Source organism: Ramlibacter albus, assembly GCF_014297445.1.
Lineage (GTDB): Bacteria > Pseudomonadota > Gammaproteobacteria > Burkholderiales > Burkholderiaceae_C > Ramlibacter > Ramlibacter albus.
Genome location: NZ_JACORU010000003.1, coordinates 110,247 through 136,287, shown reverse-complemented (window position 1 = coordinate 136,287; position 26,041 = coordinate 110,247). Strand labels below are relative to the sequence as shown.

The window sequence follows — 26,041 nt, the reverse complement described above, 5'->3', positions numbered from 1 at the left end:
ACTATAGGCCTACGAAATGCAAGACACCATCGGCATCTCCACCGACGTCAGCGCGCCGACAGGCTCGGGCGTGGTGCGCGGCGCCTGCCCGCACGACTGCCCCGACACCTGCGCCCTGCTCACCACGGTAAGTGACGGGGTTGCCATCAAGGTTCAGGGCAATCCCGAACACCGCGCCACGGGTGGCGTGCTGTGCACGAAGGTTTCCCGCTACACCGAGCGCACCTATCACCGCGACCGCATCCTGCGGCCGCTGCGCCGCGCGGGCCCGAAGGGCGCGGGGCGTTTCGAGCCGGTCAGCTGGGACGAGGCACTGGACGACATCGCTGCACGGCTGAAGATAATCGCTGCGCGCGATCCGCAAGCCATCCTTCCGTATAGCTACGCGGGCACGATGGGGCTCGTGCAAGGCGAGAGCATCTCCGCGCGCTTCTTCCACAAGCTGGGCGCGTCGCTGCTGGACCGCACGATCTGCTCCGCCGCCGGCGGCGAGGCGCTGGTGCAGACACTGGGCGGCAAGGTCGGCATGAAGGTGCAGTTCTTCGCCGAGTCGAAGCTGGTCGTCATCTGGGGCAGCAACTCGATCGCGAGCAACCTGCACTTCTGGCGCGTGGCGCAGGAGGCCAAGCGCGCCGGCGCGAAGCTCATCTGCATCGACCCGCGCCGCACCGAGACGGCGGAGAAGTGCCACGAGCACATCCAGTTGCTGCCCGGCACCGACGCGGCGCTGGCCCTGGCCGTGATGCACGAACTCATCGTGAACGACTGGCTGGACCACGAGTACCTGCGGGACCACACCCTCGGCTGGGAAGCGATGCGCGAGCGCGCGCTGCGCTGGACGCCCGAGCGCGCGGCGCAGGTGTGCGGCGTGCCGGTGGAGCAGGTCCGCTCGCTCGCGCGCGACTACGGCACGATCAAGCCGGCCGCGATCCGCGTCAACTACGGCATGCAACGCGTGCGCGGCGGCGGCAATGCGGCGCGTGCCATCGTTTCGCTGCCGGCCCTCACCGGTGCGTGGCGCCATCGCGCGGGCGGGGTGCTGCTTTCGAGCTCGGGGATGTTCCCGGTGGACCGCGCCGCGCTGCAGCGTCCCGACCTGCTGGCGGGGCGCACGCCGCGCACGATCAACATGAGCACCATCGGCGACGACCTGCTGCGGCCGTCTTCCACGGCGTTCGGCCCGAAGGTGGAAGCGGTGGTGGTCTACAACAGCAACCCGGTGGCGGTGGCCCCGCAATCGGGCAAGGTGGTCGCGGGCTTCGCGCGCGAGGACCTGTTCACCGTGGTGCTGGAGCACTTCCAGACCGACACGGCCGATTACGCGGACTACATCCTGCCGGCCACGACGCAACTGGAGCACTGGGACATCCACCTCGCGTACGGCCACACCGACGTGACGCTCAATCGCCCCGCCATCGCGCCCGTGGGCGAAGCGAAACCGAACACCCAGGTGTTCCGCGAACTGGCGCGGCGCATGGGTTTCGAGGACCCGTGCTTCGAGGACAGCGACCTGCAGCTGTGCCGCACGGCCTACGGCGACAAGGTCGATTTCGACGAGCTCGTGCAGGAAGGCTTCTCGCCGCTGGCGATCCCGGATGCGCCATTTGCCAACGGCGGCTTCCCCACCGCGTCGGGCAAGTGCGAGTTCTTCAGCGAGCGCCTCGCGCGCGAAGGCCTGGACGGGCTGCCGGACCACCTGCCCAACTACGAGCCGGGCGGCACGTCGGAGGTGTACCCGCTGGCCATGATCTCGCCGCCGGCGCGCAACTTCCTCAACTCCACCTTCGTCAACGTGACCAGCCTGCGCGACATCGAGCGCGAGCCGGTGCTGGAGATCAACGTGCAGGACGCGGCGGCGCGGGGCATCGCCGACGGCAGCGTGGTGCGCGTGTTCAACGACCGCGGCGAATATTTCTGCAAGGCGCAGGTCACCGACCGCGCGCGCCCCGGCGTGGTCAACGGGCTCGGCGTGTGGTGGCGCAAGTTCGGGCCGCGCGGCACCAACGTCAACGAGCTGACGAGCCAGCGGCTGACGGACATCGGCCGCGCGCCGGTGTTCTACGACTGCCGCGTCCAAGTCCAGGCGGCGTGAAGCGGAAGGCCTGGGTCTTGACGGCATTCGCTTCGGCAGGGCTGGCGGTCGTGGCGGCCGTGTGCCTCACGGGCTGCGCCAACATGGGCTACTACTGGCAGTCGGTGACGGGCCACCTGAAGGTGCTCAATGCCGCCAAGCCGGTGCAGGAGTGGCTGGACGACAGCGCCACGCCGGAGCCGGTCAAGCGCAAGCTCGAACTCGCGCGCCGCATCCGCGAATACGCCGCGCGCGAGCTGCACCTGCCGGACAACCCGAGCTACCGGCGTTACGCGGACCTGCATCGAAGCGCGGTGGTGTGGAACGTGGTGGCCGCGCCGGAATATTCGGTGACGCTCAAGACATGGTGCTTCCCGGTGACGGGCTGCGTCGGCTACCGCGGCTACTTCGACGAGAAGAAGGCGCGGGCCGAAGGCGACTTCCTCGCGTCGCAGGGCTGGGAGGTGAGCGTGTACCCGGTGCCGGCGTACTCCACGCTCGGCTGGTCCAACTGGGCCGGTGGCGACCCGCTGCTCTCCACCTTCATCAACTATCCCGAGGGCGAACTCGCGCGCCTGATCTTCCACGAGCTGGCGCACCAGGTGGTGTACGCGAGCGGCGACACGATGTTCAACGAGTCGTTCGCGACGGCGGTGGAGCGGCTCGGGGGCTCGCGCTGGCTCGCGACGCAGGCATCGCCCCAGGCGCGCGCCGAGTACGCCGACTACGACGGCCGCCGCAAGCAGTTCAATGCGCTGCGCCTGGCCACGCGCGAGAAGCTCAAGGTGCTGTACGAGCAGCAGCAGCTTCCCGTGGCGCAGAAGGCCGTGGAGAAGAAGCGCATCCTCGACGAATTCCGCGCGCAGTTCGTCGCCCTGCGAACGAGCTGGGGCGGCGACCCGGCGCGCTGGCGCGGCTACAACGACTGGGTCGACAAGGCGAACAACGCGGCCTTCGGCGCGCAGGCCGCCTATGACGAACTGGTGCCCGGCTTCGAGGCGCTGTTCGCGAGCGTGGGCGGGGACTGGAAGCGGTTCTATGATGCGGCCAAAGCGCTCTCCCAAGTGCCGAAGGAAGAGCGTCATAAAAAACTGAAGGAGAAACAATGAGCCCCCACGCTCCGCACTTCGTGTCGTCGCTGCCCCCCGAGGGGGCTGGCCTCCCTAGAGGCGGCTCGGCGGGAGGCCGCGGTGCCTGACATCCACATCGAGCGGCAACATTCGCTGGGCCTGCCCGCCGCGCGCAAGCTCGCGTTCCAGTGGGCCGAAGCCGCGGAGCAGAAGCTGGACATGGAGTGCACGTACGAGGAAGGCAAGGCGGCGGACGTCGTCACGTTCACGCGGCCGGGCTGCAAGGGCGAGCTGCAGGTGACGAAGAACTCGTTCGTGCTGGACGCCCAGCTCGGGATGCTGCTCGGGCTGTTCAGGGAGCGCATCGAGTCGGAGATCGTCAAGAACCTCGACCTGCTGCTGGCGCAGAAGGATCCGCACTCCGCTTTCAAGCAGGGGCTGGCGGACCACGAAGCCGGTCGCGAGCCGGGTTCCCCGAAAAAGGCCGCGAAGAAGGCGCCCGCGCGAAAGAAAGCCTGATGGCCCGCACGGGCTACAACCTGGCCCGGTTCGACCTGCTCTCGGTGCGGCTGGCCGTGAGCTGCGCGCAAAGTGGCAGTCTCACGGCGGCGGCGCGCGAATCGCACCTCGCGCTGGCGGCCGCGAGCCGCCGCATCCACGAGCTGGAAGACGCACTCGGCGGGCCGCTGTTCGAGCGGCATGCTCGCGGCCTCACGGTGACGGCCGCGGGACGCGTCTTCGTGAAGCACGGCCTCGCGCTGCTGCAGACGCTGGAGCAGATGGGCGCCGAGATGGCGGACCTGCACCAGGGTGTGGCCCGTCATGTGCGCCTGTGCGCCAGCACGGCGGCGATCAACCAGTTCCTGCCGCCGCTGCTGGCCGAGTACGCCAAACGAGAACCGCAAGTTCGAATCGACCTGGAGGAGCAGGTGTCGGATGCCGCCGCTGCCGCGTTGCGCGACGGACGCGCGGACGTGGGCGTGTTCGTGGAGGGGCCGGACGTGAGCGGCCTGCAAGTGCAGGTGTTCCGCAACGACGAGCTCGTGGTCGTGCTGCCGCGCCGCCATCGCCTCGCCGGCAAGTCGCGGCTCGCGTTCGCCGATGCGCTGGACGAGGACTGGATCAGCCTGAACACCGGCGCCGCGATGCTGCAGCGCCAGCAGGAGGCGGCGCTCGCCGCCAACCGGCCCTTCCGGCTGCGCATGCAGGTACGCAGCTTCGACGCGGTCTGCCACCTCGTCGCTTCCGGCTTCGGCCTTGCGGTGCTGCCGAAGGCAGCGGCGCTGCCCATCGTGCGCGCGATGAACCTCGACTGGCGCCCCCTTGCCGATGCCTGGGCCCGGCGCCGCATCCTCGTAGCGACCGCCGCCTCGCCCGAGCCGGCCGCGCAGGCGCTGGTGGACTTCCTCGTGCAGCCTTCGCAAGCTGCGAACGCTCGCCGCCGCAAGAAGCAATAGACGCAGCGCGCCGCCTTGCGCAGACTCCGCGGGATGGAAACGACCCTCCCCCCGTCCGCGCTGGCCGGCCTCAAGGTTGTCGAGCTCGGGCAGCTCATCGCCGGGCCGTTCGCGGCCAAGACGCTCGCCGACTTCGGCGCCGACGTTGTCAAGATCGAGCCGCCGGGTGCCGGCGACCCGCTGCGCAACTGGCGGCTGATCAAGGACGGCACGTCCGTGTGGTGGCAGGTGCAGGCGCGCAACAAGCGCTCCCTCGCGCTGGACCTGAAGGACAAGCAGGCGCAGGACATCGTGCGCAAGCTCGCGGCAGAAGCGGACGTGCTGATCGAGAACTTCCGCCCCGGCGCGATGGAAGGCTGGGGGCTCGGGCCGGAAGCGTTGCAGGCGCTGAACCCGCGCCTCATCGTGCTGCGCATCAGCGGCTATGGGCAGACGGGGCCGTATCGCGACCGGCCCGGTTTCGGCGTCGTCGGTGAAGCGATGGGGGGCCTGCGCCACCTCACCGCCGAGCCCGGCCGCGTGCCGGTGCGCGTGGGCGTGAGCATCGGCGACACGCTGGCCGCGCTGCATGGCGTGATCGGCATCCTGCTCGCGCTGCAGCACCGCCACCGCACGGGGCAGGGGCAGGTGATCGACGTGGCCCTCTACGAGTCGGTGTTCAACTGCATGGAAAGCCTGTTGCCGGAGTACAGCGCGTTCGGCGCGGTGCGCGGCCCGGCGGGCAGCGCGCTGCCGGGCATCGCACCCAGCAATGCGTACCTGTGCAACGACGGCGGGTATGCGCTGGTCGCCGGCAACGGCGACAGCATCTTCAAGCGCCTGATGGGCGTGATCGGCCGCAACGACCTCGCCGCCGACCCCGCGCTCGCGGACAACGCCGGCCGCGTCAAGCGCGTCGAGGAGATCGATGCCGCGATCGGCGAGTGGACGAAGACGCGCAGCGTCGACGAGGTGCTCGCCGCGCTGGATGCCGCTTCCGTGCCGGCCGGCCGGATCTACACCGTGGCCGACATCGCCGCCGACCCGCACTACGCCGCGCGCGGCATGCTGCAGCAGGTGACCATGGACGACGGCAGCCAGCTCACCGTGCCCGGCATCGTGCCCAAGCTCTCGCTCACGCCGGGCGGCCATCGGCGCAACGCACCGAAGCTCGGGCAGGACACCGACAGCGTCCTGCGCGAGATCGGCCTGACCGACGCCCAAGTCGCCGAGCTCAAGCAGCGCGGCATCGTCAAGGACGCCTCGCAACCATGAAACGCATCTTCTTCAACGAGGTCGTCACGCGCGACGGCTTCCAGATCGAGCCGGAGTTCATCCCCACCGATGCCAAGGTGGCGCTCATCGACGAGCTGTCGCCATGCGGCTACGCCAAGATCGAGGTGACGTCGTTCACCTCCGCCAAGGCGATCCCCGCGCTGCGCGACGCGGAAGAGGTGATGGGACGCATCCGCCGCGTGCCGGGCGTCGAGTACACCGTGCTCGTGCCCAACATGCGCGGCGCCGAGCGGGCGCTCGAATCGAAGCCGGACGAGTTCAACCTCGTGATGTCCACTTCGGAGACCCACAACCTGGCCAACCTGCGCATGACGCGCGAAAAGAGCTTCGAGTCGCTGGCCGAGGTGATCCGCCGCGTCGAGGGGCAGGTCGCCATCAACGTGTCTCTTTCCACGTCCTTCGGCTGCCCGATGGAGGGCGACGTGCCGCAGGAAGAAGTGCTGCGCTGGTGCGCGCGCTTCGCCGACCTCGGCGTGCGCGGCCTCACGATCTGCGACACCACCGGCATGGCGCACCCGGCGCAGGTGGCGCGCATGGTCGAAGCGCTGAACCAGCGCTTCGCACACCTGCAGCTTACGCTGCACTTCCACAACACGCGCGGCATGGGGCTGGCCAACGTGCTGGCCGCCGTGCAGGGCGGCATCGACCGCTTCGACGGCTCACTCGGCGGCCTCGGCGGCTGCCCGTACGCGCCTGGCGCGAGCGGCAACATCTGCAGCGAAGACGCCGTCCACATGCTCGCGGTGATGGGCTACGACACCGGCGTCGACCTCGCCCGGCTGCTTGCCGCCGCGCGGCGGCTGCCTTCCATCGTGGGCCACGGGGTGCCGGGCCAGGTCGCCAAGGCCGGCCTGATCACCGAGCTGCATCCCGCCCCCGTGCAATGAATTTCAAAAGTCCCAGGAGACAAACCACCATGCAACGCCGACACCTCCTCGCGCTGGCCGCAGCGGCTGCCGTCACGCCGCAAGCCTTCGCGCAGGGCAAGTACCCCTCGCGCCCCATCACGATCGTGGTGCCGACGGCCCCCGGCGGGAGCACCGACTTCACCGCGCGCCTGATCGCCGACCCGCTGTCGCGCGCGCTCGGCCAGCCGGTGATCGTCGACAACAAGCCCGGGGCCTCCGGCAACATCGGCAACCAGTTCGTCGCGCGTGCCAAGCCGGACGGCTACACGCTGCTGCTCTCGTACAGCGGCTACCACGTGGGCAACCCGCACCTGTTCAAGCAGGCCGGCTGGGACCCGATCAAGGACTTCGCGCCGGTGGCGATGCTCACGCGCGCGCCGCAGGTGATCGCGGCGCGGCCGACGCTGCCCGTGAACAACCTCAAGGAGCTGATCGCCTACGCGAAGGCCAACCCGGGCAAGCTCAATTACGCGTCGTCGGGCAACGGCTCCATCCAGCACATCGCGGGCGAACTGCTCAAGCAGCTCACCGGCGTGTTCATCACGCATATCCCGTACAAGGGGTCCGGCCCGGCGGTGCAGGACCTGATGGGCGGGCAGGTGGACCTGTTCATCACGACGCCCGCGGGTGTGGTCAGCCAGGTGCAGGCGGGCAAGCTGAAGGCGCTGGCCGTGACGAGCAAGCAGCGCCTCGCGTCGATGCCGAATGTACCGACGGCCGCGGAGTCGGGCCTGAACGGCTACGAACTCGATTCGTGGTTCGCGCTGTACGCGCCGGCGGGCACGCCGCCGGAGATCGTGAACCAGCTGAACGCCGAGATCGCGAAGATCCTCGCGATGCCCGAAGTGAAGAAGAAGGCCGATGATTCCGGCACGGCCGTAGAGACCATGACGCCCGCGCAGTTCGCGGCGTTCACGAAGAAGGAACTCGACTACTGGGGCACCGTGATCCGCAAGGCGAAGATCACGGCGGAGTGAGCGTCAGCTCAGCGACTTGATCAGGTCGATGTACTGCTGCTTGGCGTCGTCGGCAGCAGTGCCCTTGAAGCCGTTCCACGCGTCCCACTTGGCGCGGCCGACCATGTCGCCGAAGCCGGGCTTCTTTTCGGTGTTGTCGCCGGCGGTGGCCTGCTTGTACAGGCCGTAGATCTTCAGCAGCGTGGTGTTGTCGGGGCGCTCCGACAGCTTCTTGGAATTGGCCACGGCGGCTTCGAATTCGGCGTTGAGGTCGGCCATGTGAGGACTCCTGGGTTTCTTGTGGGTGGAGGCCCGCGTCTACCTTTGCGGCAAGGCTGCGGGTAACTTCGCGGTATCTTAAGGTTCCGGGGCTGCCCAGAATAGAGGCCGCCTTCGAATTAGACGCGCAGCGTCAAAACAATCAGGAGCGCACCCCATGGTCACCCGCATCGCCCGCCAGGCCGCCGGCAACGCCGCCGCCCAAGCCACGAAAGCCGCGCGCACCGTGCGCCGGCAGGCCACGCGCGCAGCCACCGGCATGCTGGGGCTCGCGGGCGAGCGCATGTCCAAGGTGGACACGGCGTGGCTGCGGATGGACTCGGCGGCCAACCTGATGATGATCGTGGGCGTGTGGACGCTGCAGCCGGGCGTCTCCTACGCGGATCTGTGCAAGCGCGTGGAGGAGCGCCTCCTCAAGTACCACCGCTTCCGCCAGCGCGTGTCGGAAGATGCGGCGGGCGCGACGTGGGTCGAACACGACGTCGACGTCACCCAGCACGTCGTGCGCGAAAAGCTCGGCAAGCGCCGAGGCGCCTCCGCGCAGGAGCTGCTGCAGGACCGCGTGGGCGAGCTTGCGATGGTGCCGCTGGACCGCAAGAGGCCGCTGTGGCAGATCCACCTCGTGGAGGACTACGAGGGCGGCAGCGCGATGATCGTGCGCATCCACCACTGCATCGCGGACGGCATCGCGCTCATCTCGGTGACGATGTCTCTCGTGGACGGCGGCGCGCCGCCGCCGGAGCGCCGCAAGCGCGAGCGGCCGGAGGGTGCGGAGGACTGGATCGCGGACACGCTGATCAAGCCGCTGACGGAGATCACCGTCAAGGCGCTCGATGCGGCCGGCGAAGGCGCCGCGAAGTCGCTCGGATTGCTGCACGACCCGCAGAAGGCGCTCGGCGGCTCCGTCGACATGGCTCGCCTGGCCTACCAGGTGGTGAGCGACGCGGCCTCGCTCGCGTTGATGCCGGACGATTCCAAGACGCGACTGAAGGGCAAGCCCGGAAACGCCAAGCGCGTGGCCTGGTGCCCGCCGCTGCCACTGGATGAAGTCAAGGCGGTCGGCAAGGCGCTCAACTGCTCGGTCAACGACGTCCTGCTCTCGTGCGTGGCCGGCGCCATCGGCGAATACCTCAAGTCGCAGGGCGACGACGTGAAGGGGCAGGAGATCCGCGCGATGATCCCGGTGAACCTGCGCCCGCTGGACCAGGCTTACAAGCTGGGCAACCGCTTCGGGCTGGTGCCGCTGGTGTTGCCGATCGGCATCGAGAACCCGATCGAGCGCGTGTACGAGGTGCGGCGCCGCATGAGCGCGCTCAAGGGCAGCACGCAGCCGTTGCTGGCTTTCGGCATGCTGGCGATCGCCGGCCTGCTGATCAAGCCCGCGCAGGACGCGATGCTCAACCTGTTCGGCCGCAAGACCACGGCAGTGATGACCAACGTGCCCGGCCCGCGCGAGAAGCTCAAGTTCCTGGGCTCGACCCTGGAGCAGAGCATGTTCTGGGTGCCGCAGTCCGGCGACATCGGGCTGGGCGTGTCGATCCTCAGTTATGGCGGCGGCGTGCAGTTCGGCGTGATCACCGACACGCAGCTGTGCCCGGATCCGCAGAAGATCATCGACGAGTTCGAGCCGGAGTTCGCGAAGCTCTCGCTCGTGACGCTGATGCTGCCCTGGGGCGAGACCTAGTCGTCCTCGGCGGAGGACACGGGTTCCTTGTCGATGCGGAACTTGGCGAAGTCCTCTTCGTAGCCCACCGCCAGCTCCGATTGCTGGCCCTGCTCGAGCTTCTGCTTCGCGACGGGGAAGAAGTCCTCTTCCTCGTCGTCGAGGTGGTGGAACACCTTCTCCTGCAGCTTGCGGAAGTGCTCCAGCCACTCGGTCGACGCCGTCTCGAGCTTCTCCAGTTCGGCGACCAGTTCGTCCATTTCGTGGTGCTCGCCCATGCCGTGGCGCGCGAGCCCCATGGTGGAGTCGTGCTCGATCAGCGGCAGGTAGAACCAGCGCTCCTCGGCGGCGGCATGCGCGCCGAGCTCGCGCTTGAATTCGGTGAAGAGCTCGCCGCGCTTGGGGTCCTGCGTGGCGGTGTCGAGGATCTGCATCGCCATTGCACGCTGCGTGTCGTGCGAAAGGCGCAAGGCTTCGAAGATGTCCATGAGGCGCGATTCTGGTCGCGCAGGCCCCGCGGCCCTGTAGTCCGCAGGCGAAAGGCGGCGTCAGCTCGCCAGCTCGACTTTCGCCAGCTCGCAATCCAGCCACTCGGTGGCATCGAGCGGCTTCATGGCCACGGCCTGCTCGTACAGGCGCGTGGCTTCCTTCATCTTCTTCTCGCCTTCGAGCATCACAAGGCCGTTGGCGTATTCGATCAGCGTGATCACCGAGTGCGGGTTGATCTTCAGCGCTTCCTCGTACAGCTTCAGGCCCGTGTCCTTCTTTGCGCCATACGTCATGCCGCCGATTAGTGAACCGACCTTGTCGATCACTTCGGCATGGAAGGCGGCGAGCGCCACGTGCGCGTCCGCATGGCGCGGTTGAAGGCGGATGGTGGTCTCCAGCGCTTCCTTCACCTTGGTGCCGAGCCCCTGCGCCAGCGCCTTCGCGACGCTGATGCCCTGGCTATACCGGCCGAGCGCATACGCCTGCCAGTACCAGGCGTTGGGCGCCTCCGGCTGCTCGCGCGACTGCGCCTCGGCGCGCTGCGCAGCCTCCATCAGCAGCTCGAGCTTGGCCTTCTCTTTTTTCTCGAGGTAGTTCGCGTAAATGCACGTGGCCTTGTTCGCGACCGTGATGCCGTGACCGCCGGCCTGCAACCCCGCGTCCACGGCCTTCTGGAACTCACCGTTGTGGAACAGCACCCACGCGTCCACCACGGCTGCGTCGGCCGGCCACGGTTCGGCATCGCCCGCGTGCAGCCGGTCCCACACCTTGCGCAGCGAGGCGGGGTCATAGGCGAAAGCGCCCGAATGGGGAACTGCCGACCACTTGGCCATCTCGTTCGTCGTCTCCTCAACCTGCGTTGCCGTATGCCGAAACCAGCTTGAGCAAATGCGCGCGCTGGTCGTGCTGGAGATAGGGTACCAGCAGATTGAGCACGTGGTGGGCGCCGCGCATGAGGGCGAGCTGCGCGCTCTCCGGCTCCAGCGCGCGGCGGGGATCCCGCACGTACTCGTAACTCAACCAGTAGGTGAGCACCACCACCATGCTCGTGGCCGTCGCCTCCACCTCGCGCGAGTCGATCGACATCGCGCCCGAGCGGCTCATGCCGTCGAGCAGCGCGCGGATGGCGCGGGTCTTGTTCTTCAGCACCCACTGGAAGTGGGTCTCCAGGCGGCGGTTCTTCGACAGGAGGTCGTTCAGGTCCCGGTACAGGAAGCGGTATTGCCAGATCAGCTCGAACAGCGTGTGCATGAAGAACCACGCGTCCTCCACGTCGCGCACGCCATCGCTCGCGTTCAGCAGCTCCGACAGGGAGCGCTCGTAGCGGTCGAAGAGCGAGTTGATCAGCTCGTCCTTCGCCGGGTAGTGGTAGTAAAGGTTGCCGGGGCTGATGTTCAGCTCGGCCGAGATCAGCGTGGTGGAGACGTTGGGTTCGCCGAAGCGGTTGAACAAATCGAGTGTCACCTCGAGGATGCGTTCGGCCGTGCGGCGTGGGGCTTTCTTGGCCATCAATCGCCGCCCGGCCGCCCGAAGGCGATTGAAGCCCCCTCGGGGGGCAGTGCAGTCCGCGAAGCGGCAAACGTGGGGGTCAACATTTCTTCAGGCAATGGCGACGGAAAGTTCGTCCAGGCCCGCGTGCAGCGAGGCGACGGCGCGGCCGAACCGCGTGGGCGGCGTGCGCGGCTCCACGAGGTGCCGCGCCGGGTCGTGCAGCACGTCGGCGCGCAGGCTCACGCCGTGCCGGCGCAGCTTGGCCGAGAGCTCGGCGTGGCGGGCGCGCAGCATCGCGCGTGTCTGCTGGTAAGCGTGCTCGGCCATCTGCCGGCGCTGGCCGTAGCTGAAGGTGTTCGCGCGGTGCAGTTGCGTGTCGAGCGGGTCCGGTTCCACCAGCACGATGTCCGTGCCGGGGTACGCGCGCTCGTAGTGCTTCATCCCCAGCGCCATGCGGGAATGGATCATGGAGCGGAAGGTCTGGCTGAGCACCGCGGGCAGGCCGCCGTCCACGATCCGCGCGGCGCGGAAGGGCACGAGCGGATTCAGGCACAGCATCAGGTCCACGCCGTCCTCGAGGGCCACCGAGGCGTGCATGGTCTTCTTCAGCGCGCCGTCCACGTAGTAGTGCTCCTCGATCTCCACGGGCGGAAAGAGGCCCGGCAGGGCGGAGCTGGCCTGCACCGCCTTCGAGATCGGCACGTGGTCGAACCCGGGGCGGCCGAAGGGCGCGGCCTCGCCGGTGTCGAGGTTCGTGGCGACCAGTGTCAGCTTGGCCTTCAGCTCGCGGAAGTCGTTCGTGCGGCCCTCGCGCGAGAAAACGCGGGCGAGGCGCCGGTCGACCTCGTCGTTCGAGAAGATGCCGGTGGGCAGGATCGGGCCGAGCTGCTCCAGCGAGTGGGTGAGGGAACGGCGGCCGAACGTCGCGCGCCAGGCGGCGGAAAGCGCCAGCCCGGGCAGCATGATCGCGCGCCGGGCGAATTCGCCGTAAGCGGGCACCATCAGCCAGGCAGGGTCGAACACTTCGGACGCGCTCGCATCGTTCTCGATGAAAGCCGCGCACAGCTGGCGCGGGCTCATGCCGTTGGCCAGGCCAGCGGCGATGAAACCTCCCGCCGAGACGCCGACGTAGTGGTGCAGCCGCGTGAAGTCGATGCCTTGCAGCGCCTCGTCGAGCGCGCACAGCGCGCCGATCTCGTAGATGGCGCCCAGCGGGCCGCCGCCGGCCAGCGCGAGGGCGATCTTGGGGGGAGGGGTGGGGCTCGTCCTCATCAGGGCGCAGTGTAGGTGCGGGGTGGTGCCGATCTTGTTGCGTTGCAGCAAGGCGGGCAGCAAAAAGGGCGCCTCAGCGCCCTTGTGCCGATGCGTCGAACGGTCACGACGCCTTGCGCGCCGCGCGCTTGCGCGAAGGCTTCGCCGGCGCCTCGTGGGACGCCGCCGCCTGCTTGGCCGACAGGCGCGCCACGTTGCGATTGAGTTCATCGATGCGCGCGATCAGCGCGTCGATGTCCTTCGCCGAGGGCACGCCCAGCTTGTTGAGGGCGCGCGAGACGCGCTCCTCGAAGATGCCTTCCATCTTGTTCCACTGGCCCGACGCCTTGGACGACAGGTCGGTGGCCATGGAGGCCATGCGGTTGGTGGCCTCGGAAATCTTCTCCTCGGCGGCCGCCTGCGTCTTGCGCTGGATGGACATGCCTTCCTTGACCAGCGCGTCGAACACCTTGCTGCCTTCCTCCTGCGCCTTGGCGAAGGCGCCCAGGCCCGCCAGCCAGATCTGCTGGGCGCTGTCCTTCACGGTGCCCGAAAGCTGGGCGCCGGACTTCTTCTCTTCGGCGCCGCCGCCGGACTTCTGGATCTTCTTGACCATGGTCGCTACTCCTCGCAAAGGTTGATGCGGCGGAATCTACGCGCAAGCGCGCCCGTCGTTTAGGTGGCCGATCCTAATACGGTAGGCGCCGCGCTCCAGCCTCGCGCGGGTTTGTGCGGAATCATCGCGGCTTCGCTTTGGCCAAAATGGCCCGAAAACCTCGAACCAACAACCAATCCCGGAGGCTCCCCATGCACTATTTCGTCACCGGCGCGACCGGCTTCATCGGCAAGCGGCTCGTCAAGAAGCTCCTGGAGCGCAAGGGCGCCGTGGTCCACTTCCTCCTGCGCAAGGAGAGCGAAGGCAAGGTGGCGGAACTGCGCGAATACTGGGGCGCCGCGGCGAACAAGGCGATCCCGGTGTACGGCGACCTCACGGCGAAGAAGCTGGGCGTGTCCTCCGACGACATCAAGAAACTCAAGGGCACGGTCACCCACTTCTACCACCTGGCCGCCGTCTACGACCTCGGTGCCGACGAGGAGAGCCAGGTGGCCGTGAACATCGAGGGCACGCGCAGCACCGTGGAATTCGCGCGTGCCATCGACGCGGAGCATTTCCATCACGTCTCCTCCATTGCCGCCGCGGGCCTGTACGAAGGCGTTTTCCGCGAGGACATGTTCGACGAGGCCGAGAACTACGATCACCCGTACTTCGCCACCAAGCACGAGAGCGAAGGCATCGTGCGCAAGGAGTTCAAGGGCGCCTGGACGATCTACCGCCCCGCGATGGTGGTGGGCGACAGCCGCACCGGCGAGATGGACAAGATCGACGGGCCCTACTACTTCTTCAAGGTCATCCAGCGCATGCGGCAGATCCTGCCGCCATGGATGCCGGCGGTGGGGCTCGAAGGCGGGCGCGTGAACATCGTGCCGGTGGACTATGTCGTCAACGCGCTGGACCACATCAGCCACAAGACGGGCATCGAGAAGAAGTGCTACCACCTCGTGGACCCGGTGGGTTACCGCGTGGGCGACGTGCTGGACATCTTCACGCGGGCCGCGCATGCGCCCCGCATGAACCTGTTCATCAATGCGGCGCTGCTCGGGTTCATCCCGCGCGGCGTGAAGAAGAGCCTGATGGCGATCGCGCCGGTGCGCCGCATCCGCAACGCCGTGATGAAGGACCTCGGCTTGCCCGAGGACATTCTCGCCTTCGTCAACTACCCCACGCGCTTCGACAGCCGCGAGGCGCAGGCGATGCTCAAGGGCACGGGGATCGAGTGCCCCAACCTCAACGACTACGCTTGGCGCCTGTGGGACTACTGGGAACGCCACCTCGACCCGGACCTGCACATCGACCGTTCGCTCAAGGGCACGGTGGGTGGCAAGGTGGTGCTGGTCACGGGCGGCTCCTCGGGCATCGGGCTGGCCGCGGCGCACAAGTTCGCCGAGGCTGGTGCCATCACCATCATCTGCGGCCGCGACCAGGACAAGCTGGACGAGGCCTGCAAGGAAGCCAAGGCCAAGGGCTACGAGTTCATCGCGTACCCGGCGGACATCGCCGACATGGCCGATTGCGACCGCTTCGTGCAGCTGCTGGTGGAGAACCACGGCGGCGTGGACTTCCTGATCAACAACGCCGGCCGCTCGATCCGCCGCGCCATCGAGTCCAGCTACGACCGTTTCCACGACTACGAGCGGACCATGCAGCTCAACTACTTCGGCTGCCTGCGCGTCACGATGGGCCTGCTGCCCGGCATGGTCGCCAAGCGCAAGGGCCATGTGGTGAACATCAGCTCCATCGGCGTGCTGACCAACGCGCCGCGCTTCTCGGCGTACGTGGCGTCGAAGGCGGCGCTGGATGCGTGGACGCGCTGCGCCTCCAGCGAGTTCCAGGACCAGGGCATCACCTTCACCACCATCAACATGCCGCTGGTGCGCACGCCGATGATCGCGCCCACCAAGATCTACAACAACGTGCCGACGCTGGCCCCCGAGGAGGCCGCGGACATGATCGCCGACGCCTGCATCACCAAGCCCGTGCGCATCGCCACCCGCCTGGGCATCACCGGCCAGCTGCTGCACGCGCTGGTGCCGCGCGTGGCGCAGATCGTGATGAACACGAGCTTCCGGATGTTCCCGGACTCCTCGGCTGCCAAGGGTGACAAGTCGGCCAAGCCCACTCTGTCGCCGGAGGCGATCGCCCTGCAGCAGATGATGCGTGGCATCCACTTCTGAGGCCGGCGAGCCGGATGAGATAATCTCCCCCGGATGCGCCCTGGCTGGCGGGGCGGCAGGAGGCTATCGAATGATTCTCGTGACAGGGGGCGCCGGCTTCATCGGCTCCAACTTCGTCCTGGATTGGCTCGAAGCCGGCGGTGAACCCCTTGTCAACCTCGACAAGCTGACCTATGCCGGCAACCGGGAAAACCTGGCATCCCTCGAGGGCGACGCCCGGCACGTGTTCGTGCAGGGCGACATCGGCGACACGGACCTGGTGGTGCAATTGCTCGGGCAGCACAAGCCGCGCGCAGTGGTGAATTTCGCCGCCGAATCGCACGTCGACCGGTCCATCCTCGGCCCGGAGGCGTTCGTGCAGACCAACATGGTCGGCACCTTCCGGCTGCTGGAGGCGGTGCGGCACTACTGGAAGGATCTGCCGGAGCTGGCGAAGCCGGCCTTCCGTTTCCTGCACGTCTCGACCGATGAGGTGTACGGCTCGCTCGCGTCCCAGGCGCCCGCCTTCACGGAGCAGCACCGCTACGAGCCGAACAGCCCTTATTCCGCGAGCAAGGCCGCGAGCGACCACCTCGTGCGCGCGTACCACCACACGTACGGCCTGCCGGTGCTCACGACGAATTGCTCGAACAATTACGGCCCGTATCACTTTCCCGAGAAGCTCATCCCGCTGATGATCGTCAACGCGCTGGCGGGCAAGAACCTGCCGGTCTACGGCGACGGCCAGCAGGTGCGCGACTGGCTGTACGTCAAGGACCACTGCAGCGCGATCCGCCGCGTGCTCGAGGCGGGCCGCCCCGGCGAGGTCTACAACGTCGGCGGCCACAACGAGAAGCCGAACCTCGAGATCGTGCGCACCATCTGCGCGCTGCTGGACGAGCTGCGCCCGCGCAAGGACGGCAAGTCCTATTCGGGGCAGGTGACTTTCGTGACGGACCGCCCCGGCCACGACCGGCGGTACGCGATCGACGCATCGAAGATCGAGTCCGAGCTCGGCTGGCGGCCGGCGGAGACCTTCGAGACGGGCATCCGCAAGACGGTGCAGTGGTACCTGGACCACCCCGAGTGGGTGGCGCGCGTGCAGTCGGGCGCCTACCGCGAGTGGATCCAGACGCAATACGCCGCAGCCTGATCCCCACGCCCCGATGAAGATCCTGCTTTTCGGCCGCAATGGACAAGTCGGCTGGGAATTGCAGCGCAGCCTGGCCCCCTTGGGCGAGCTGGTGGCGCTGGCGAGCACGAGCACCGACTACAGCGGTGACCTGGCCGATGCCGAGGGCCTGCGCGCGACCATCGCTGCCGTCAAGCCGCAAGTCATCGTGAATGCCGCCGCCTACACCGCGGTCGACAGGGCGGAGGCCGAGCCGGACCGCGCGCTGGCCGTCAACGGCACGGCGCCGGGCGTGATGGCGCAGGCGGCGAAAGCTGTCGGCGCATTGCTCGTCCACTACTCCACGGATTACGTCTTCGACGGCACCGGCACGCATCGCTGGAAGGAAACCGACCCGACCGCGCCGCTGGGCGTGTACGGTGCGACCAAGCTCGAAGGCGAGCGGCGCATCGAGGCCGCGCAGGGGCGCCACCTCATCTTCCGCACGAGCTGGGTCTACGCCGCGCGCGGGGGCAACTTCGCGAAGACCATGCTGCGCCTCGCGAAGGAACGCGAGGCGCTCACTGTGGTCGATGACCAGTTCGGCGCCCCCACGGGCGCCGAATTGCTGGCGGATGCGACCGCGCACGCGATTCGCGCGGCGCTTGCCGACCCGAAGTTGTGCGGCCTCTACCACCTGGCCGCCGCCGGCGAGACCAGCTGGTACGGTTATGCGCGCATGGTGCTCGCCTCCGCGCAGGCCAAGGGCGTCGAACTGAGGGCGGGCCCCGATGCCGTGCAGCCGGTGCCCAGCTCCCAATTCAAGACGGCCGCCCGGCGGCCGAACAACTCGCGGCTGGACACCACGAGATTCGAGGAAGCGTTCGGGCTTGCGCCGCCCCCGTGGCAGCAAGGTGTCGAACGCATGTTGACCGAGGTACTGACATGACGAAACGCAGGGGCATCATCCTCGCGGGCGGATCGGGCACGCGCCTGCACCCCGCCACGCTGGCCATCAGCAAGCAGCTGCTGCCGGTGTACGACAAGCCGATGGTGTACTACCCGCTCACCACGCTGATGCTCGCGGGCATCCGCGACATCCTGGTGATCAGCACGCCGCAGGACACGCCGCGCTTCCAGCAGCTGCTGGGCGACGGCTCGCAGTGGGGCCTGAACCTGCAGTACGCGGTGCAGCCCAGCCCCGACGGGCTGGCGCAGGCCTTCATCATCGGCGACAAGTTCGTCGGCGGCGCGCCGAGTGCGCTCGTGCTGGGCGACAACCTGTTCTACGGCCACGACTTCGCGCCGCTGCTGCTGCAGGCCGACAAGCGCGAGGAAGGCGCCACCGTGTTCGCGTACCACGTGCAGGACCCGGAGCGCTACGGCGTTGTGGCCTTCGACGACACCGGCCGCGCCAGCAGCATCGAGGAAAAGCCGAGGGAGCCCAAGAGCAGCTTCGCCGTCACGGGCCTGTACTTCTACGACCCGCACGTGGTCGAGATCGCCAAGTCCGTCAAGCCGAGCGCGCGCGGCGAACTGGAGATCACCGCCGTGAACCAGGCGTACCTGGCGCAGGGCAGGCTCAATGTGCAGATCATGGCGCGCGGCTACGCATGGCTGGACACCGGCACGCACGAGAGCCTGCTGGAGGCGAGCCAGTTCATCGCGACGCTGGAGCACCGGCAGGGCCTGAAGGTTGCCTGCCCCGAAGAGGTCGCCTGGCGCAATGGCTTCATCACCAGTGAGGACCTCGAGCGCATCGCGCAGCCGCTGGCCAAGAGCGGCTACGGCCAGTACCTGCTGCGCCTGCTGCACCAGAAGGGCTTTGCATGAAGGCGACGCGCACCGCGCTGCCGGAAGTCATGCTGCTGGAGCCGAAGGTGTTCGGCGACGCGCGCGGATTCTTCTTCGAGAGCTTCAACCAGCGCGTGTTCGAGGAAGCGACGGGCGTGAAGGCGGACTTCGTGCAGGACAACCACTCGCGATCGGCGCGCGGCGTGCTGCGCGGGTTGCACTACCAGCTCCAGCAGGCGCAAGGCAAGCTGGTGCGCGTGGTCGAAGGGGCTGTGTACGACGTGGCCGTGGACATCCGCCGCAGCTCGCCCAACTTCGGCAAGTGGGTGGGCGAGGTGTTGAGCGCCGAAAACCAGCGCCAGCTGTGGGTGCCCGAGGGCTTCGCGCATGGCTTCCTGGTGCTCAGCGAGACGGCGCAGTTCCTTTACAAGACGACCGACTACTACGCACCGGCGCACGAGCGCTGCATCGTCTGGAACGACCCGCAACTGGCCATCGACTGGTTCGCGCATGGCTTCACGGGCGAGCCCTCGCTGTCGGCGAAGGACCAGCAGGGCAAGCCGCTGGCGCAGGCCGAGGTGTTTGCCTAGAGCGGGCCGCCGCGGCCGTGCAGGCCGTCGGCGAAACCTCGTCCCACCGCGCGCAGCCGCTCACGCTTTTGCGGCGCGAGGGCGAGCAGCCCCGCGACTTTCTTCATCACCTGCAGGGCATCGCTGAGCAGCCACAGCCCCGGCATCGTCCGCTTCCGCCACAGCAGCAGGTGGTTCCGCACGAGAAGGTACGTGCGCGCGGGTGCGTGCAGCGAGAGCGTGCGGACGCCGACGTCGACGACGTTCTCGCCGATGGTGTGCGAGAGCGTCGCGCCCGGCACGCAGAAACTGCGCAGCCCCTTCGAGCGGGCGCGCACGCACCACTCGATGTCCACGTAGTCCAGGAAGAGCGCTTCGTCGAGCGGCCCGGCCTCGCGCCACGCGGCGGACGTGACGAGGCTGCCGGACGTGATCAGGTGGTCGACTTCGATCACGCTGCCGGAATCGGGCTGCGCGAACCGGCGCAGGAAACGCACGGGCTTGAGCAGGCGGCCCGGGCGGCCGTTGCGCGGGTCCACCTTGGCCGGACCGACCGCGGCGACCTTGACGCCGCCTGCCTGCAGCCCTTGCAGCGCGGCGGCCAGCTTGGCAACCATGTGCGGCTCCGGCACGCTGTCCTGGTCCAGCATCACGAGCGCGTCCGCGCCCTCGCGTGACGCGATCTCCCAGGCGCGATTGATCGCGCCGGCCGTTCCGAGGTTGGCTTCCAGCGCGACGTAACGCGCATGGCCGGGAACCTCGCGCTGCAGCACGGCATCCGCCGCGTTGTCCATGACGAGCAGCCCGCTCACCTGCCTGCGCAGCACGTCCGCGAGTTGGCGGACGGCCGCCGGATCCGCTCGCCAGCAGACGATGCAGGCCCAGACGTTCATGGGAGCGAAAGCGCGCGCAGGATGGTCTCGCGCTGGTTGTACCAGGCGTATTTCGCCAGCGCATCGGCGCGGCTGCGCTCCGCCATCGCCGCGTAGCCGTCGATCCCGGCGAGCGCTTCGCGGATCACGCGCAGCCACTGGTGGGCCTGCGCGAGCCAGCCGTTGTCGCCGTGGCGGATCGCGCGGCCGTACGTGTATGTCGGCGACGCGATGCTCTGCGTGCCCACCGCGGCCGCCTCGAAGTACTTCAGTTCCGACTTGCAGTGCGTGAACGTGTTCGACTGCAGCGGCATCACATTGAACTCGACCGACCCGATCAGCCGCTGCAGGTTCACGTAGTCCACGAAAGGAAAGCGCGTGACGCGCTTCGGCCCGAACTTCAGCAGCTTCGGGCCTGCCTCGATGTAGCCGACCACGACGACGCCCAGCCGCTCATCCTCCTCCAGCGCCGCCTCGAGCGCCGGCGCGATCAGCCCGAAGTCATGGTTGTGCGAAGGCGAGCCGCTGAAGTAGCCGAAGTGGATCACCTCGTTGGCGTCGGGCCGGCGGCCCTGCTTCGCCTGGAACACGCGGTCGGAGAGCTCGAGCTGCTCGCGGTTCATGAAGTTCGGCACGACGTTCACGGGAACGTCGGCGAAGTCGCGGATGCGCTGCGCGAGGAAGTCGTTGGTGGTGACGGCGCCGTCGCACATCTTCAGCGTGGCGCCCAGCCGGCCGATGTAGGCGAACCAGTACTCCCACACGCTCGGGATGTCGAACTCCACGTCCAGCGTGGCCATCAGCAGGTGCGCCTGCTCGATGTCGAACACCAGGTCGTCGGTGTCGAAGAGCACCGGCTTGCCGCGGCCCTGGAAGCGCTGGATGAGGTGGCTCACGCGGTGGTCGTAACGCGTGCGGCAGACCACCAGCATGTCGGCGAGGTCGAGGATCTCGTCGATGCGCCGCAGGTCGTCGAGGAAGAAGTAGCCCGCCGAGACCTCGTCGTCACCGGCGTTGAGCACCTGCGCCATGTTGTAGACGCGGTAGCGGAAGGTGCTGTTGTCCGCCTTCTCGTAGAAGTATGCGATGCGCCGCTTGCGGCCGCGCGCCAGCGCGGCGAGCCGGTCCCGCAGCGGCAGGTGCCACGGGTCCAGGTAGGGCTGGGCGCCGATCTCCAGGTCGTACATCAGCCGGCCCGGAAAGCGTCCTGCACCTGCGCGTACGCATCGCGCCAGTCGGCGGGCAGGTGGTTCGCGGCGTGGTTCGCGCGACGGCGTTCCAGGTCCCCGGCGAGCTTGACACCTTCCGCAAGCGCGGCCAGCAGTGCGTCCACCTCGGGCGCCGCGCACAGGATGTTGCGGCTGTAGCCCGAAAGGTCCTGCTTGTTGCCGTAGGTGTTGGTCACCACCACGGCGCCGCTGGCGGCAAGGTCGAACGGCGGGTAGCTGGGGTGCGGCGTGTACATCAGCGACAACGCGAGGTCCACCTTGCCGACGAGCTCGGCATACGCACGCCAGTCGAGGTTTTCCAGCCGCGTGGGCACGCAGGTGCCGTCGCCGAGCAGGACGGGCAGCAGGTCCTTGCCGACGAGCACGACGTCCCACTTCGCGGGGTCGATGACGCCGCGCACCACGGCGGCTTCCAGCACTTCGAGGCCGAGCGTGAAGAGGTTGCGCGCGTTGAAAGGGCGCGCATAGAACATCAGCACCTGCTTCTCGCCCGAGCGTGGGCGCGGGTGGAACACCTGCGGCGGGAAGGCGGGTTCGAACCAGGTCCCGCGCGCAGCGACGTTGTCCAGCCCGGAGGCGACCAGGTGGTCGAACAGCAGCTTCGAGTTCACGACGAACCGGACGTCCGGCGTGCGCAGCAGGCGCTCGCAGCGCAGCAGCTCGTCGCCGTGCGCGTAGAACATGCGCTCGTCTTCCTGCAGCAGGTAAACGACCTGCCGCGCGTCGACCGTGGCCAGCACCGCCGTCGTGGTCCACCACGACGTGGTGATGAACAGTTCGTCGGGTGCCGCTTCGATGTGGCCGGGTTCTTCGCCGTCGATCGGCGCGTAGCTCAACTCGAGGTCGCCGCTCACTGCGATGCCGTAAGCACCGAGCACCGCGTCAAGGCCGTCGGGGTGCGGCGCCTCGGTGCGCGTGATGATGCGCAGGCGCCGGCCGGTGTCCTGCGCCGCGAGCAGGCCCATGATCACGGACGTGGCAACCCCGCCGAACAGGCTTCCCGGGTTGATGCTGTCGGTGACGATGTTGATGCGACCGCCCGGCGTGGGCGGCACCGGGAAGAAGCGGATCGGCGTGAGGTTGCGGAAGCGGTGCTCGACCACCTCGTTGGCGCGCACGCCCTTCGCGTTGCGCGTGAGCTGGATGGGCTCGACCACCTTGTAGCCGGGGCCGAGCACCTTCAGGAGCAGTTCGACCGTGGCGTCGCGCACGTACTGCATCGGCTCCTTCTGCGGCCGGATGCGCTGGAAGCGGAAGGCGAAGCGGTTCCACCGGGCGCGCACGGGCAGCCAGATGTGCAGCCACGCCTGCTTGAACAGCTGTTTCGTGCCGTGGCGGTCCCGGTAGCGAAGCACGCGCTGGATGAAGCTCTTTTTCTGCATGGAGTGGTCAGGTATTCGTGCCGCCGCGCAAGCGCGCCGCGAGCCAGCGCAGCGGCGCCGTGATGCGCCAGCTGCTGCTGGCGTGCAGCGCAGCGATTTCGGCTTCGCGCCGCGCGAGGACTTCCTGCAGCCCCGCGGCGTGCTTCGTGAGGTCCTCGATGTGCGCGAGCTGCCGGCCGATGTCGTCGCCCTGGGCGCGCACGGTGTCGTGCAGCTTCGCCACGTCCTCGGCGAGTTCGGCGTGGCGCTGCTCGAAATCGTCGGTGGCCCAGGCGCGCTGCATGACGGCGGCGATGTCGCCCTCGCGCCATTTCGATTGCCACTTGTCGTAGATGCGGCGGCTGGCCGCGGTCGTCGCGCCCACTTCGTCGTGCACGCCGGAACTCTGGTGGATGCGGTACACCGCGCTCACGCCCGGCAGATGCGCGACGGGGCCGAGGCGGGCAAGCTGCAGCCAGAAGTCCCAGTCCTCGTAGCGGTCCAGCGACTCGTCGAAGCGGCAGCCTTGTTCGACGGCGCGCCGGCGGAACATCACGGCGTGGATCGGCATCAGGTTGCCCGCGAGCTGGCGCACGCCGTCGAACGGCAGGTCGGTGACCTGTCCCGTCGGCTTGCCGTCGCCGTCCACGTGCATCACACCCGTGTACGCGGCCACCATGCGGGGCTGGCGCTGCAGCGCCGAAGCGAGGCGTTCGATGTGGCCCGGCAGCAGCCAGTCGTCGTCGTCGAGGAACAGCAGCAGCTCGCCGCGCGCGGCGTCCAGCGCGTGGTTGGCCGTCTGGCTGCGCTGGAGTGCTTGGGACGGCTGCACCAGCCGGACGGCGTGCGGCCCGCAATGCGCGGGCAGCGGCGAGTGGCCCGGGTTCGCGGCCACGACGACGACTTCGACGCGCGGCCACGCCTGCACGGCGATCGAATCCAGCGCCGCGGCCAGCGTTTCCCGGTCGATGCTGCGCACGAGGACGGAGACCAGCTGCGCGTCGTCCGGCGTGTCCGCGGCCGGCATGCCGGTGACCGGGTGCGCGCCCAACAGCGCGGGCAGGCGCGTGGCGAGCTCGTGCGGCTGCAGGAGCAGGAAGGCCTCGGCGGCCTGCACCTGCGCGGGCAGCGTGTACGTGCGGAAGCGGTTGAGCGCCAGCAGCTGGCCGGCGTAGTCCTGCTGCGCGAGCTGCGATTCGTAGCAGCTCGCCGCCCTGCGCTTGGCCTCCAGGTGCGGTGTGATGTCGACCAGCACGTTCGGCGGCAACGGCGCGCCGACCTCGTAGAACGCAATGCGCACGCCGCGTGTATGCCCGAGGCGAAGCGCGAGCTGTGCAGCGGCGCGATGGTCCGGATGCACCTCCCAGGGCGAGGGCGCGTAGACGAGGTCCGCATCGATCGTGGCCAGCCGCTGCACGAGCGCATCGGTGGGCAAGAGTGCGCGGTCGGCTTGGCGCCAGAACTCCGGCTCGCACCCGAGTACGTCGCAGGCGGTGCGGCACTCGCGCTCGCGCACCTCGCGGTCGCCGTAGATGGCGCCGTCGGTCAGGACGACGACACGGACGCGGGCGCCGTGCGCCACATGCGCTGCGATCGCCCCGGCGCAGCCGAAGGTTTCGTCGTCCGCATGCGGCGCCAGCACCAGCACCGACCGGGCAGGCAGGCTGGCGAGGGCTTGGTAGGGGACAAGGTCGGATTCCACGCGGCGACGAAAAGCCGTCAATGATACCGGCCGAGGATCGCCTCGACGAGCGCGTAGAGGGCCGCCGCGGCAAAGGCGCCACCCAGCCCCCAGGCCACCCAACGCAACCGGTCCGGCGGCGCTGCGCCGGCCGGGGAGGCGAGCGCATACGCCACCGCGAGCGCCGGCACGATGAAATAGCGGCCCTGGATGCCTTCGATCGTCTTCGCCGGATGCGGCGTCCACGTGACCAGCAGCGCGAAGAAAGCCAGCGCGACGCTGGCCACGGCGCCCAGCACGAGGACGGCGCGGCCCTCGGCGGCCTGGCGCAGCGGCGCGCGCAGCGCCGACACCAGCAGGCACAGGGCCAGGCCGATCCACAGCGCGGTGTACCAGTGCAGCGCCAGGTGGGTGTCCAGCCAGCCGAGCACCCCGATGAAGGACCGGGAGTATTCCGTGCCGAGCTTCTCGTCGGTCACCGAGGCCCAGACGATTCGGACGAAGTCGAGCGGATGCTGCACGTACTGCAGCACGAGCTGGGCTGTCGTGTGGTCGCGCTTGACCCGAGCATCGACCGTCGTCGCGAGCGCATAGCCTGTCCACGCAAGTGTCGCGGCAAGGGCCACCACGCCAGGCACCGCGGCCGCGGGTGACTTGCGGCGCCACGCCAGGTAGAGCGGCAGCAGCAGCAGCGGCGCCAAGTGCACGCGGCTGGTGGCGAGCAGGAACAGGCAGCCTGCCAGCACCCAGTCCTCGCGCCGCGAGCCGCCTTCGGGTTCCATGATGCGCCGCGTGAAGAGGCTGAGCGCCAGCACGGCCAGGCTCGTCGTGAAGCCGTCGAGCGTCGGCTGCACCAGCTGGTACACCGTCATCGGCAGCAGCAGCAAGGCAATCGCGAGCAGCGGGGGCCGGGCGATGCGAAACGCGGCCACGAGCAGCGCCAGGCTCGCGGCGATGCAGACGACGCGCATCAGCCGGTAGCTGTGGACCACGCTCAGGCCCAGGAGTTCGCCGAGGCCGATACCCACCGCGTGCGGCGCATACACGAGCGGAAAGTAATAGCCGGTGCCCGGGATCTGGACGAAATGCGCCTTGCCCTCCCACCGCTTCGCGTGGGTGAGCTCTTTTTCATGCGGCGTCAGCCGGGCGGCCCGCTCGGAAACGATCTTCCACAGGTGCGGCTGGACGAAGTAGATGAGGCCCTCGTCCACGTACACGCCGGTGCTCTGGCCGGGCGGTGTCTCCATGCGCAACTGGCCATGCGCGAGCGCCTGCGCGCGGAAGACGTGGCTGTGTTCGTCCGGCGACTGCATGGGCGGGATGAGCGCGCTCACGCACGCAGCCAGGACGACGAGCGCTGCCCACAGCGCCAGCAGGCGGCCCCGGGTCATTCGAGGCCCGACACCCAGACGCCGACGAAGATGATCGCGGCGCCCGCGAGCGTCTGCCAGCGCAGCGGCTCACCCACGGTGAAATGCGCGAGCACCGGCACGAAGAAGAACGCCAGCGCGGCGAACGGGTAGGCGGCGGACAGCGGCACCTCGCGCAGCAGCGCGATCCACATGCCCGTGGCCGCGGCATAGACGAAGAGGGCGGCGACGAGGTGGCGGTTGAAGATCCATTCGTGCCACGCCCGGCCCGGCTGCATCGCGCCGGCGGCGAGCTTGAACAGCACCTGCCCGACCGCGAGCGCGGCGACGGTCAACACGAGCAGGAGATAGTGGTGCGGGCGGGCCATCGGC

The 26,041-nt window shown here is 68.5% G+C and carries 25 protein-coding genes; 13 read left to right on the top strand and 12 right to left on the bottom strand.

Translation table 11 applies throughout. The features are described from left to right. The first annotated feature begins 16 nt into the window (after positions 1 to 16). The 7 genes from H8R02_RS09980 to H8R02_RS09950 all read left to right on the top strand — a co-directional run bounded on the left by H8R02_RS09980 (position 17) and on the right by H8R02_RS09950 (position 7,758). Positions 17 to 2,092 (top strand): molybdopterin-containing oxidoreductase family protein, encoded by a 2,076-nt coding sequence (locus H8R02_RS09980; RefSeq protein WP_187081253.1) that lies wholly within the window; start codon positions 17 to 19, stop codon positions 2,090 to 2,092. Between the two features lie 83 nt (positions 2,093 to 2,175). After that, positions 2,176 to 3,180, top strand: coding sequence for an aminopeptidase (locus H8R02_RS09975; protein WP_187081587.1), 1,005 nt, complete (start codon positions 2,176 to 2,178; stop codon positions 3,178 to 3,180). Between the two features lie 81 nt (positions 3,181 to 3,261). Continuing rightward, entirely contained in the window at positions 3,262 to 3,660 is a 399-nt protein-coding gene (locus tag H8R02_RS09970) for a polyhydroxyalkanoic acid system family protein (protein WP_187081252.1), read from the top strand. After that, on the top strand, positions 3,660 to 4,598 hold the full coding sequence (locus tag H8R02_RS09965; protein ID WP_187081251.1) for a LysR family transcriptional regulator: 939 nt from the start codon (positions 3,660 to 3,662) through the stop codon (positions 4,596 to 4,598). The genes H8R02_RS09970 and H8R02_RS09965 overlap by 1 nt, the downstream gene beginning before the upstream one ends. Positions 4,599 to 4,631: 33 nt before the next feature. Continuing rightward, positions 4,632 to 5,852, top strand: coding sequence for a CaiB/BaiF CoA transferase family protein (locus tag H8R02_RS09960; RefSeq protein ID WP_187081250.1), 1,221 nt, complete (start codon positions 4,632 to 4,634; stop codon positions 5,850 to 5,852). Continuing rightward, complete coding sequence (locus tag H8R02_RS09955) at positions 5,849 to 6,760, top strand: hydroxymethylglutaryl-CoA lyase (protein ID WP_187081249.1); 912 nt, start codon at positions 5,849 to 5,851, stop codon at positions 6,758 to 6,760. Before H8R02_RS09960 ends, H8R02_RS09955 begins: the two co-directional genes overlap by 4 nt. A 29-nt stretch (positions 6,761 to 6,789) precedes the next feature. Further along, positions 6,790 to 7,758, top strand: a complete 969-nt coding sequence (locus H8R02_RS09950) for a Bug family tripartite tricarboxylate transporter substrate binding protein (RefSeq protein ID WP_187081248.1) — start codon at positions 6,790 to 6,792, stop codon at positions 7,756 to 7,758. Positions 7,759 to 7,761: 3 nt separating this feature from the next. Here H8R02_RS09950 and H8R02_RS09945 read toward each other — a convergent pair whose 3' ends face one another. After that, positions 7,762 to 8,016, bottom strand: coding sequence for an acyl-CoA-binding protein (locus H8R02_RS09945; RefSeq protein WP_187081247.1), 255 nt, complete (start codon positions 8,014 to 8,016; stop codon positions 7,762 to 7,764). Between the two features lie 157 nt (positions 8,017 to 8,173). Between H8R02_RS09945 and H8R02_RS09940 the strand changes: the two genes are divergently transcribed. Beyond that, positions 8,174 to 9,700, top strand: coding sequence for a wax ester/triacylglycerol synthase family O-acyltransferase (locus H8R02_RS09940; protein WP_187081246.1), 1,527 nt, complete (start codon positions 8,174 to 8,176; stop codon positions 9,698 to 9,700). Here H8R02_RS09940 and H8R02_RS09935 read toward each other — a convergent pair. From H8R02_RS09935 to H8R02_RS09915, 5 genes are all read right to left on the bottom strand, one after another. Then, complete coding sequence (locus H8R02_RS09935; RefSeq protein ID WP_187081245.1) at positions 9,697 to 10,167, bottom strand: hemerythrin domain-containing protein; 471 nt, start codon at positions 10,165 to 10,167, stop codon at positions 9,697 to 9,699. The two genes, H8R02_RS09940 and H8R02_RS09935, sit on opposite strands and share 4 nt — an antisense overlap. A 60-nt stretch (positions 10,168 to 10,227) precedes the next feature. Further along, entirely contained in the window at positions 10,228 to 11,001 is a 774-nt protein-coding gene (locus H8R02_RS09930; protein WP_187081244.1) for a tetratricopeptide repeat protein, read from the bottom strand. A gap of 16 nt (positions 11,002 to 11,017) precedes the next feature. Beyond that, positions 11,018 to 11,677: a TetR/AcrR family transcriptional regulator gene (locus H8R02_RS09925; RefSeq protein WP_187081243.1), complete on the bottom strand. Its 660-nt coding sequence runs from the start codon at positions 11,675 to 11,677 to the stop codon at positions 11,018 to 11,020. 90 nt (positions 11,678 to 11,767) lie between these two features. Continuing rightward, the gene (locus tag H8R02_RS09920; RefSeq protein ID WP_187081242.1) at positions 11,768 to 12,931 is read right to left on the bottom strand and encodes a patatin-like phospholipase family protein; all 1,164 of its coding nucleotides are present in this window, start codon (positions 12,929 to 12,931) and stop codon (positions 11,768 to 11,770) included. Between the two features lie 103 nt (positions 12,932 to 13,034). Then, complete coding sequence (locus H8R02_RS09915) at positions 13,035 to 13,526, bottom strand: phasin family protein (RefSeq protein ID WP_187081241.1); 492 nt, start codon at positions 13,524 to 13,526, stop codon at positions 13,035 to 13,037. Positions 13,527 to 13,717: 191 nt separating this feature from the next. On the opposite strand from H8R02_RS09915, the gene H8R02_RS09910 reads away from it, so the two are divergent. From H8R02_RS09910 to rfbC, 5 genes are all read left to right on the top strand, one after another. Beyond that, on the top strand, positions 13,718 to 15,703 hold the full coding sequence (locus H8R02_RS09910; RefSeq protein WP_187081240.1) for an SDR family oxidoreductase: 1,986 nt from the start codon (positions 13,718 to 13,720) through the stop codon (positions 15,701 to 15,703). Positions 15,704 to 15,773: 70 nt separating this feature from the next. Continuing rightward, positions 15,774 to 16,835 carry a dTDP-glucose 4,6-dehydratase gene (rfbB, locus tag H8R02_RS09905; RefSeq protein ID WP_187081239.1) on the top strand — a complete coding sequence of 354 codons (1,062 nt, stop codon included), beginning with the start codon at positions 15,774 to 15,776 and terminating at the stop codon, positions 16,833 to 16,835. A 13-nt stretch (positions 16,836 to 16,848) separates the two neighbouring features. Next, entirely contained in the window at positions 16,849 to 17,742 is an 894-nt protein-coding gene (gene rfbD, locus H8R02_RS09900; protein WP_187081238.1) for a dTDP-4-dehydrorhamnose reductase, read from the top strand. After that, positions 17,739 to 18,626 (top strand): glucose-1-phosphate thymidylyltransferase RfbA, encoded by an 888-nt coding sequence (gene rfbA, locus H8R02_RS09895; RefSeq protein ID WP_187081237.1) that lies wholly within the window; start codon positions 17,739 to 17,741, stop codon positions 18,624 to 18,626. Before rfbD ends, rfbA begins: the two co-directional genes overlap by 4 nt. Next, positions 18,623 to 19,177: a dTDP-4-dehydrorhamnose 3,5-epimerase gene (rfbC, locus tag H8R02_RS09890; RefSeq protein ID WP_187081236.1), complete on the top strand. Its 555-nt coding sequence runs from the start codon at positions 18,623 to 18,625 to the stop codon at positions 19,175 to 19,177. Before rfbA ends, rfbC begins: the two co-directional genes overlap by 4 nt. Here rfbC and H8R02_RS09885 read toward each other — a convergent pair. The 6 genes from H8R02_RS09885 to H8R02_RS09860 are packed head-to-tail and all read right to left on the bottom strand — an operon-like array spanning position 19,174 to position 26,037. Then, positions 19,174 to 20,049, bottom strand: coding sequence for a glycosyltransferase family 2 protein (locus H8R02_RS09885; protein ID WP_187081235.1), 876 nt, complete (start codon positions 20,047 to 20,049; stop codon positions 19,174 to 19,176). The genes rfbC and H8R02_RS09885 overlap by 4 nt on opposite strands. Further along, positions 20,046 to 21,215, bottom strand: coding sequence for a glycosyltransferase (locus H8R02_RS09880; RefSeq protein ID WP_187081234.1), 1,170 nt, complete (start codon positions 21,213 to 21,215; stop codon positions 20,046 to 20,048). The genes H8R02_RS09885 and H8R02_RS09880 overlap by 4 nt, the downstream gene beginning before the upstream one ends. Next, complete coding sequence (locus H8R02_RS09875) at positions 21,215 to 22,639, bottom strand: rhamnosyltransferase WsaF family glycosyltransferase (protein WP_187081233.1); 1,425 nt, start codon at positions 22,637 to 22,639, stop codon at positions 21,215 to 21,217. Before H8R02_RS09875 ends, H8R02_RS09880 begins: the two co-directional genes overlap by 1 nt. Before the next feature lie 7 nt (positions 22,640 to 22,646). Continuing rightward, the gene (locus H8R02_RS09870) at positions 22,647 to 24,320 is read right to left on the bottom strand and encodes a PIG-L family deacetylase (RefSeq protein ID WP_187081232.1); all 1,674 of its coding nucleotides are present in this window, start codon (positions 24,318 to 24,320) and stop codon (positions 22,647 to 22,649) included. 17 nt (positions 24,321 to 24,337) lie between these two features. Next, positions 24,338 to 25,690, bottom strand: a complete 1,353-nt coding sequence (locus tag H8R02_RS09865; RefSeq protein WP_187081231.1) for a DUF2142 domain-containing protein — start codon at positions 25,688 to 25,690, stop codon at positions 24,338 to 24,340. After that, entirely contained in the window at positions 25,687 to 26,037 is a 351-nt protein-coding gene (locus H8R02_RS09860; RefSeq protein ID WP_187081230.1) for an EamA family transporter, read from the bottom strand. The genes H8R02_RS09865 and H8R02_RS09860 overlap by 4 nt, the downstream gene beginning before the upstream one ends. Positions 26,038 to 26,041: the final 4 nt, after the last annotated feature.

Bases quoted from the DNA above. Each gene is read 5' to 3' on its own strand.
- H8R02_RS09920 (WP_187081242.1), bottom strand. From the start codon at position 12,931: ATGAGGACGAGCCCCACCCCTCCCCCCAAGATCGCCCTCGCGCTGGCC.
- rfbC (WP_187081236.1), top strand. From the start codon at position 18,623: ATGAAGGCGACGCGCACCGCGCTGCCGGAAGTCATGCTGCTGGAGCCG.
- rfbA (WP_187081237.1), top strand. From the start codon at position 17,739: ATGACGAAACGCAGGGGCATCATCCTCGCGGGCGGATCGGGCACGCGC.
- H8R02_RS09865 (WP_187081231.1), bottom strand. From the start codon at position 25,690: ATGACCCGGGGCCGCCTGCTGGCGCTGTGGGCAGCGCTCGTCGTCCTG.
- H8R02_RS09925 (WP_187081243.1), bottom strand. From the start codon at position 11,677: ATGGCCAAGAAAGCCCCACGCCGCACGGCCGAACGCATCCTCGAGGTG.
- H8R02_RS09945 (WP_187081247.1), bottom strand. From the start codon at position 8,016: ATGGCCGACCTCAACGCCGAATTCGAAGCCGCCGTGGCCAATTCCAAG.
- H8R02_RS09940 (WP_187081246.1), top strand. From the start codon at position 8,174: ATGGTCACCCGCATCGCCCGCCAGGCCGCCGGCAACGCCGCCGCCCAA.
- H8R02_RS09980 (WP_187081253.1), top strand. From the start codon at position 17: ATGCAAGACACCATCGGCATCTCCACCGACGTCAGCGCGCCGACAGGC.
- rfbD (WP_187081238.1), top strand. From the start codon at position 16,849: ATGAAGATCCTGCTTTTCGGCCGCAATGGACAAGTCGGCTGGGAATTG.
- H8R02_RS09860 (WP_187081230.1), bottom strand. From the start codon at position 26,037: ATGGCCCGCCCGCACCACTATCTCCTGCTCGTGTTGACCGTCGCCGCG.
- H8R02_RS09950 (WP_187081248.1), top strand. From the start codon at position 6,790: ATGCAACGCCGACACCTCCTCGCGCTGGCCGCAGCGGCTGCCGTCACG.
- H8R02_RS09935 (WP_187081245.1), bottom strand. From the start codon at position 10,167: ATGGACATCTTCGAAGCCTTGCGCCTTTCGCACGACACGCAGCGTGCA.
- H8R02_RS09915 (WP_187081241.1), bottom strand. From the start codon at position 13,526: ATGGTCAAGAAGATCCAGAAGTCCGGCGGCGGCGCCGAAGAGAAGAAG.
- H8R02_RS09885 (WP_187081235.1), bottom strand. From the start codon at position 20,049: ATGAACGTCTGGGCCTGCATCGTCTGCTGGCGAGCGGATCCGGCGGCC.
- H8R02_RS09875 (WP_187081233.1), bottom strand. From the start codon at position 22,639: ATGCAGAAAAAGAGCTTCATCCAGCGCGTGCTTCGCTACCGGGACCGC.
- H8R02_RS09880 (WP_187081234.1), bottom strand. From the start codon at position 21,215: ATGTACGACCTGGAGATCGGCGCCCAGCCCTACCTGGACCCGTGGCAC.
- H8R02_RS09965 (WP_187081251.1), top strand. From the start codon at position 3,660: ATGGCCCGCACGGGCTACAACCTGGCCCGGTTCGACCTGCTCTCGGTG.
- H8R02_RS09910 (WP_187081240.1), top strand. From the start codon at position 13,718: ATGCACTATTTCGTCACCGGCGCGACCGGCTTCATCGGCAAGCGGCTC.
- H8R02_RS09960 (WP_187081250.1), top strand. From the start codon at position 4,632: ATGGAAACGACCCTCCCCCCGTCCGCGCTGGCCGGCCTCAAGGTTGTC.
- H8R02_RS09930 (WP_187081244.1), bottom strand. From the start codon at position 11,001: ATGGCCAAGTGGTCGGCAGTTCCCCATTCGGGCGCTTTCGCCTATGAC.
- rfbB (WP_187081239.1), top strand. From the start codon at position 15,774: ATGATTCTCGTGACAGGGGGCGCCGGCTTCATCGGCTCCAACTTCGTC.
- H8R02_RS09975 (WP_187081587.1), top strand. From the start codon at position 2,176: ATGGGCTACTACTGGCAGTCGGTGACGGGCCACCTGAAGGTGCTCAAT.
- H8R02_RS09955 (WP_187081249.1), top strand. From the start codon at position 5,849: ATGAAACGCATCTTCTTCAACGAGGTCGTCACGCGCGACGGCTTCCAG.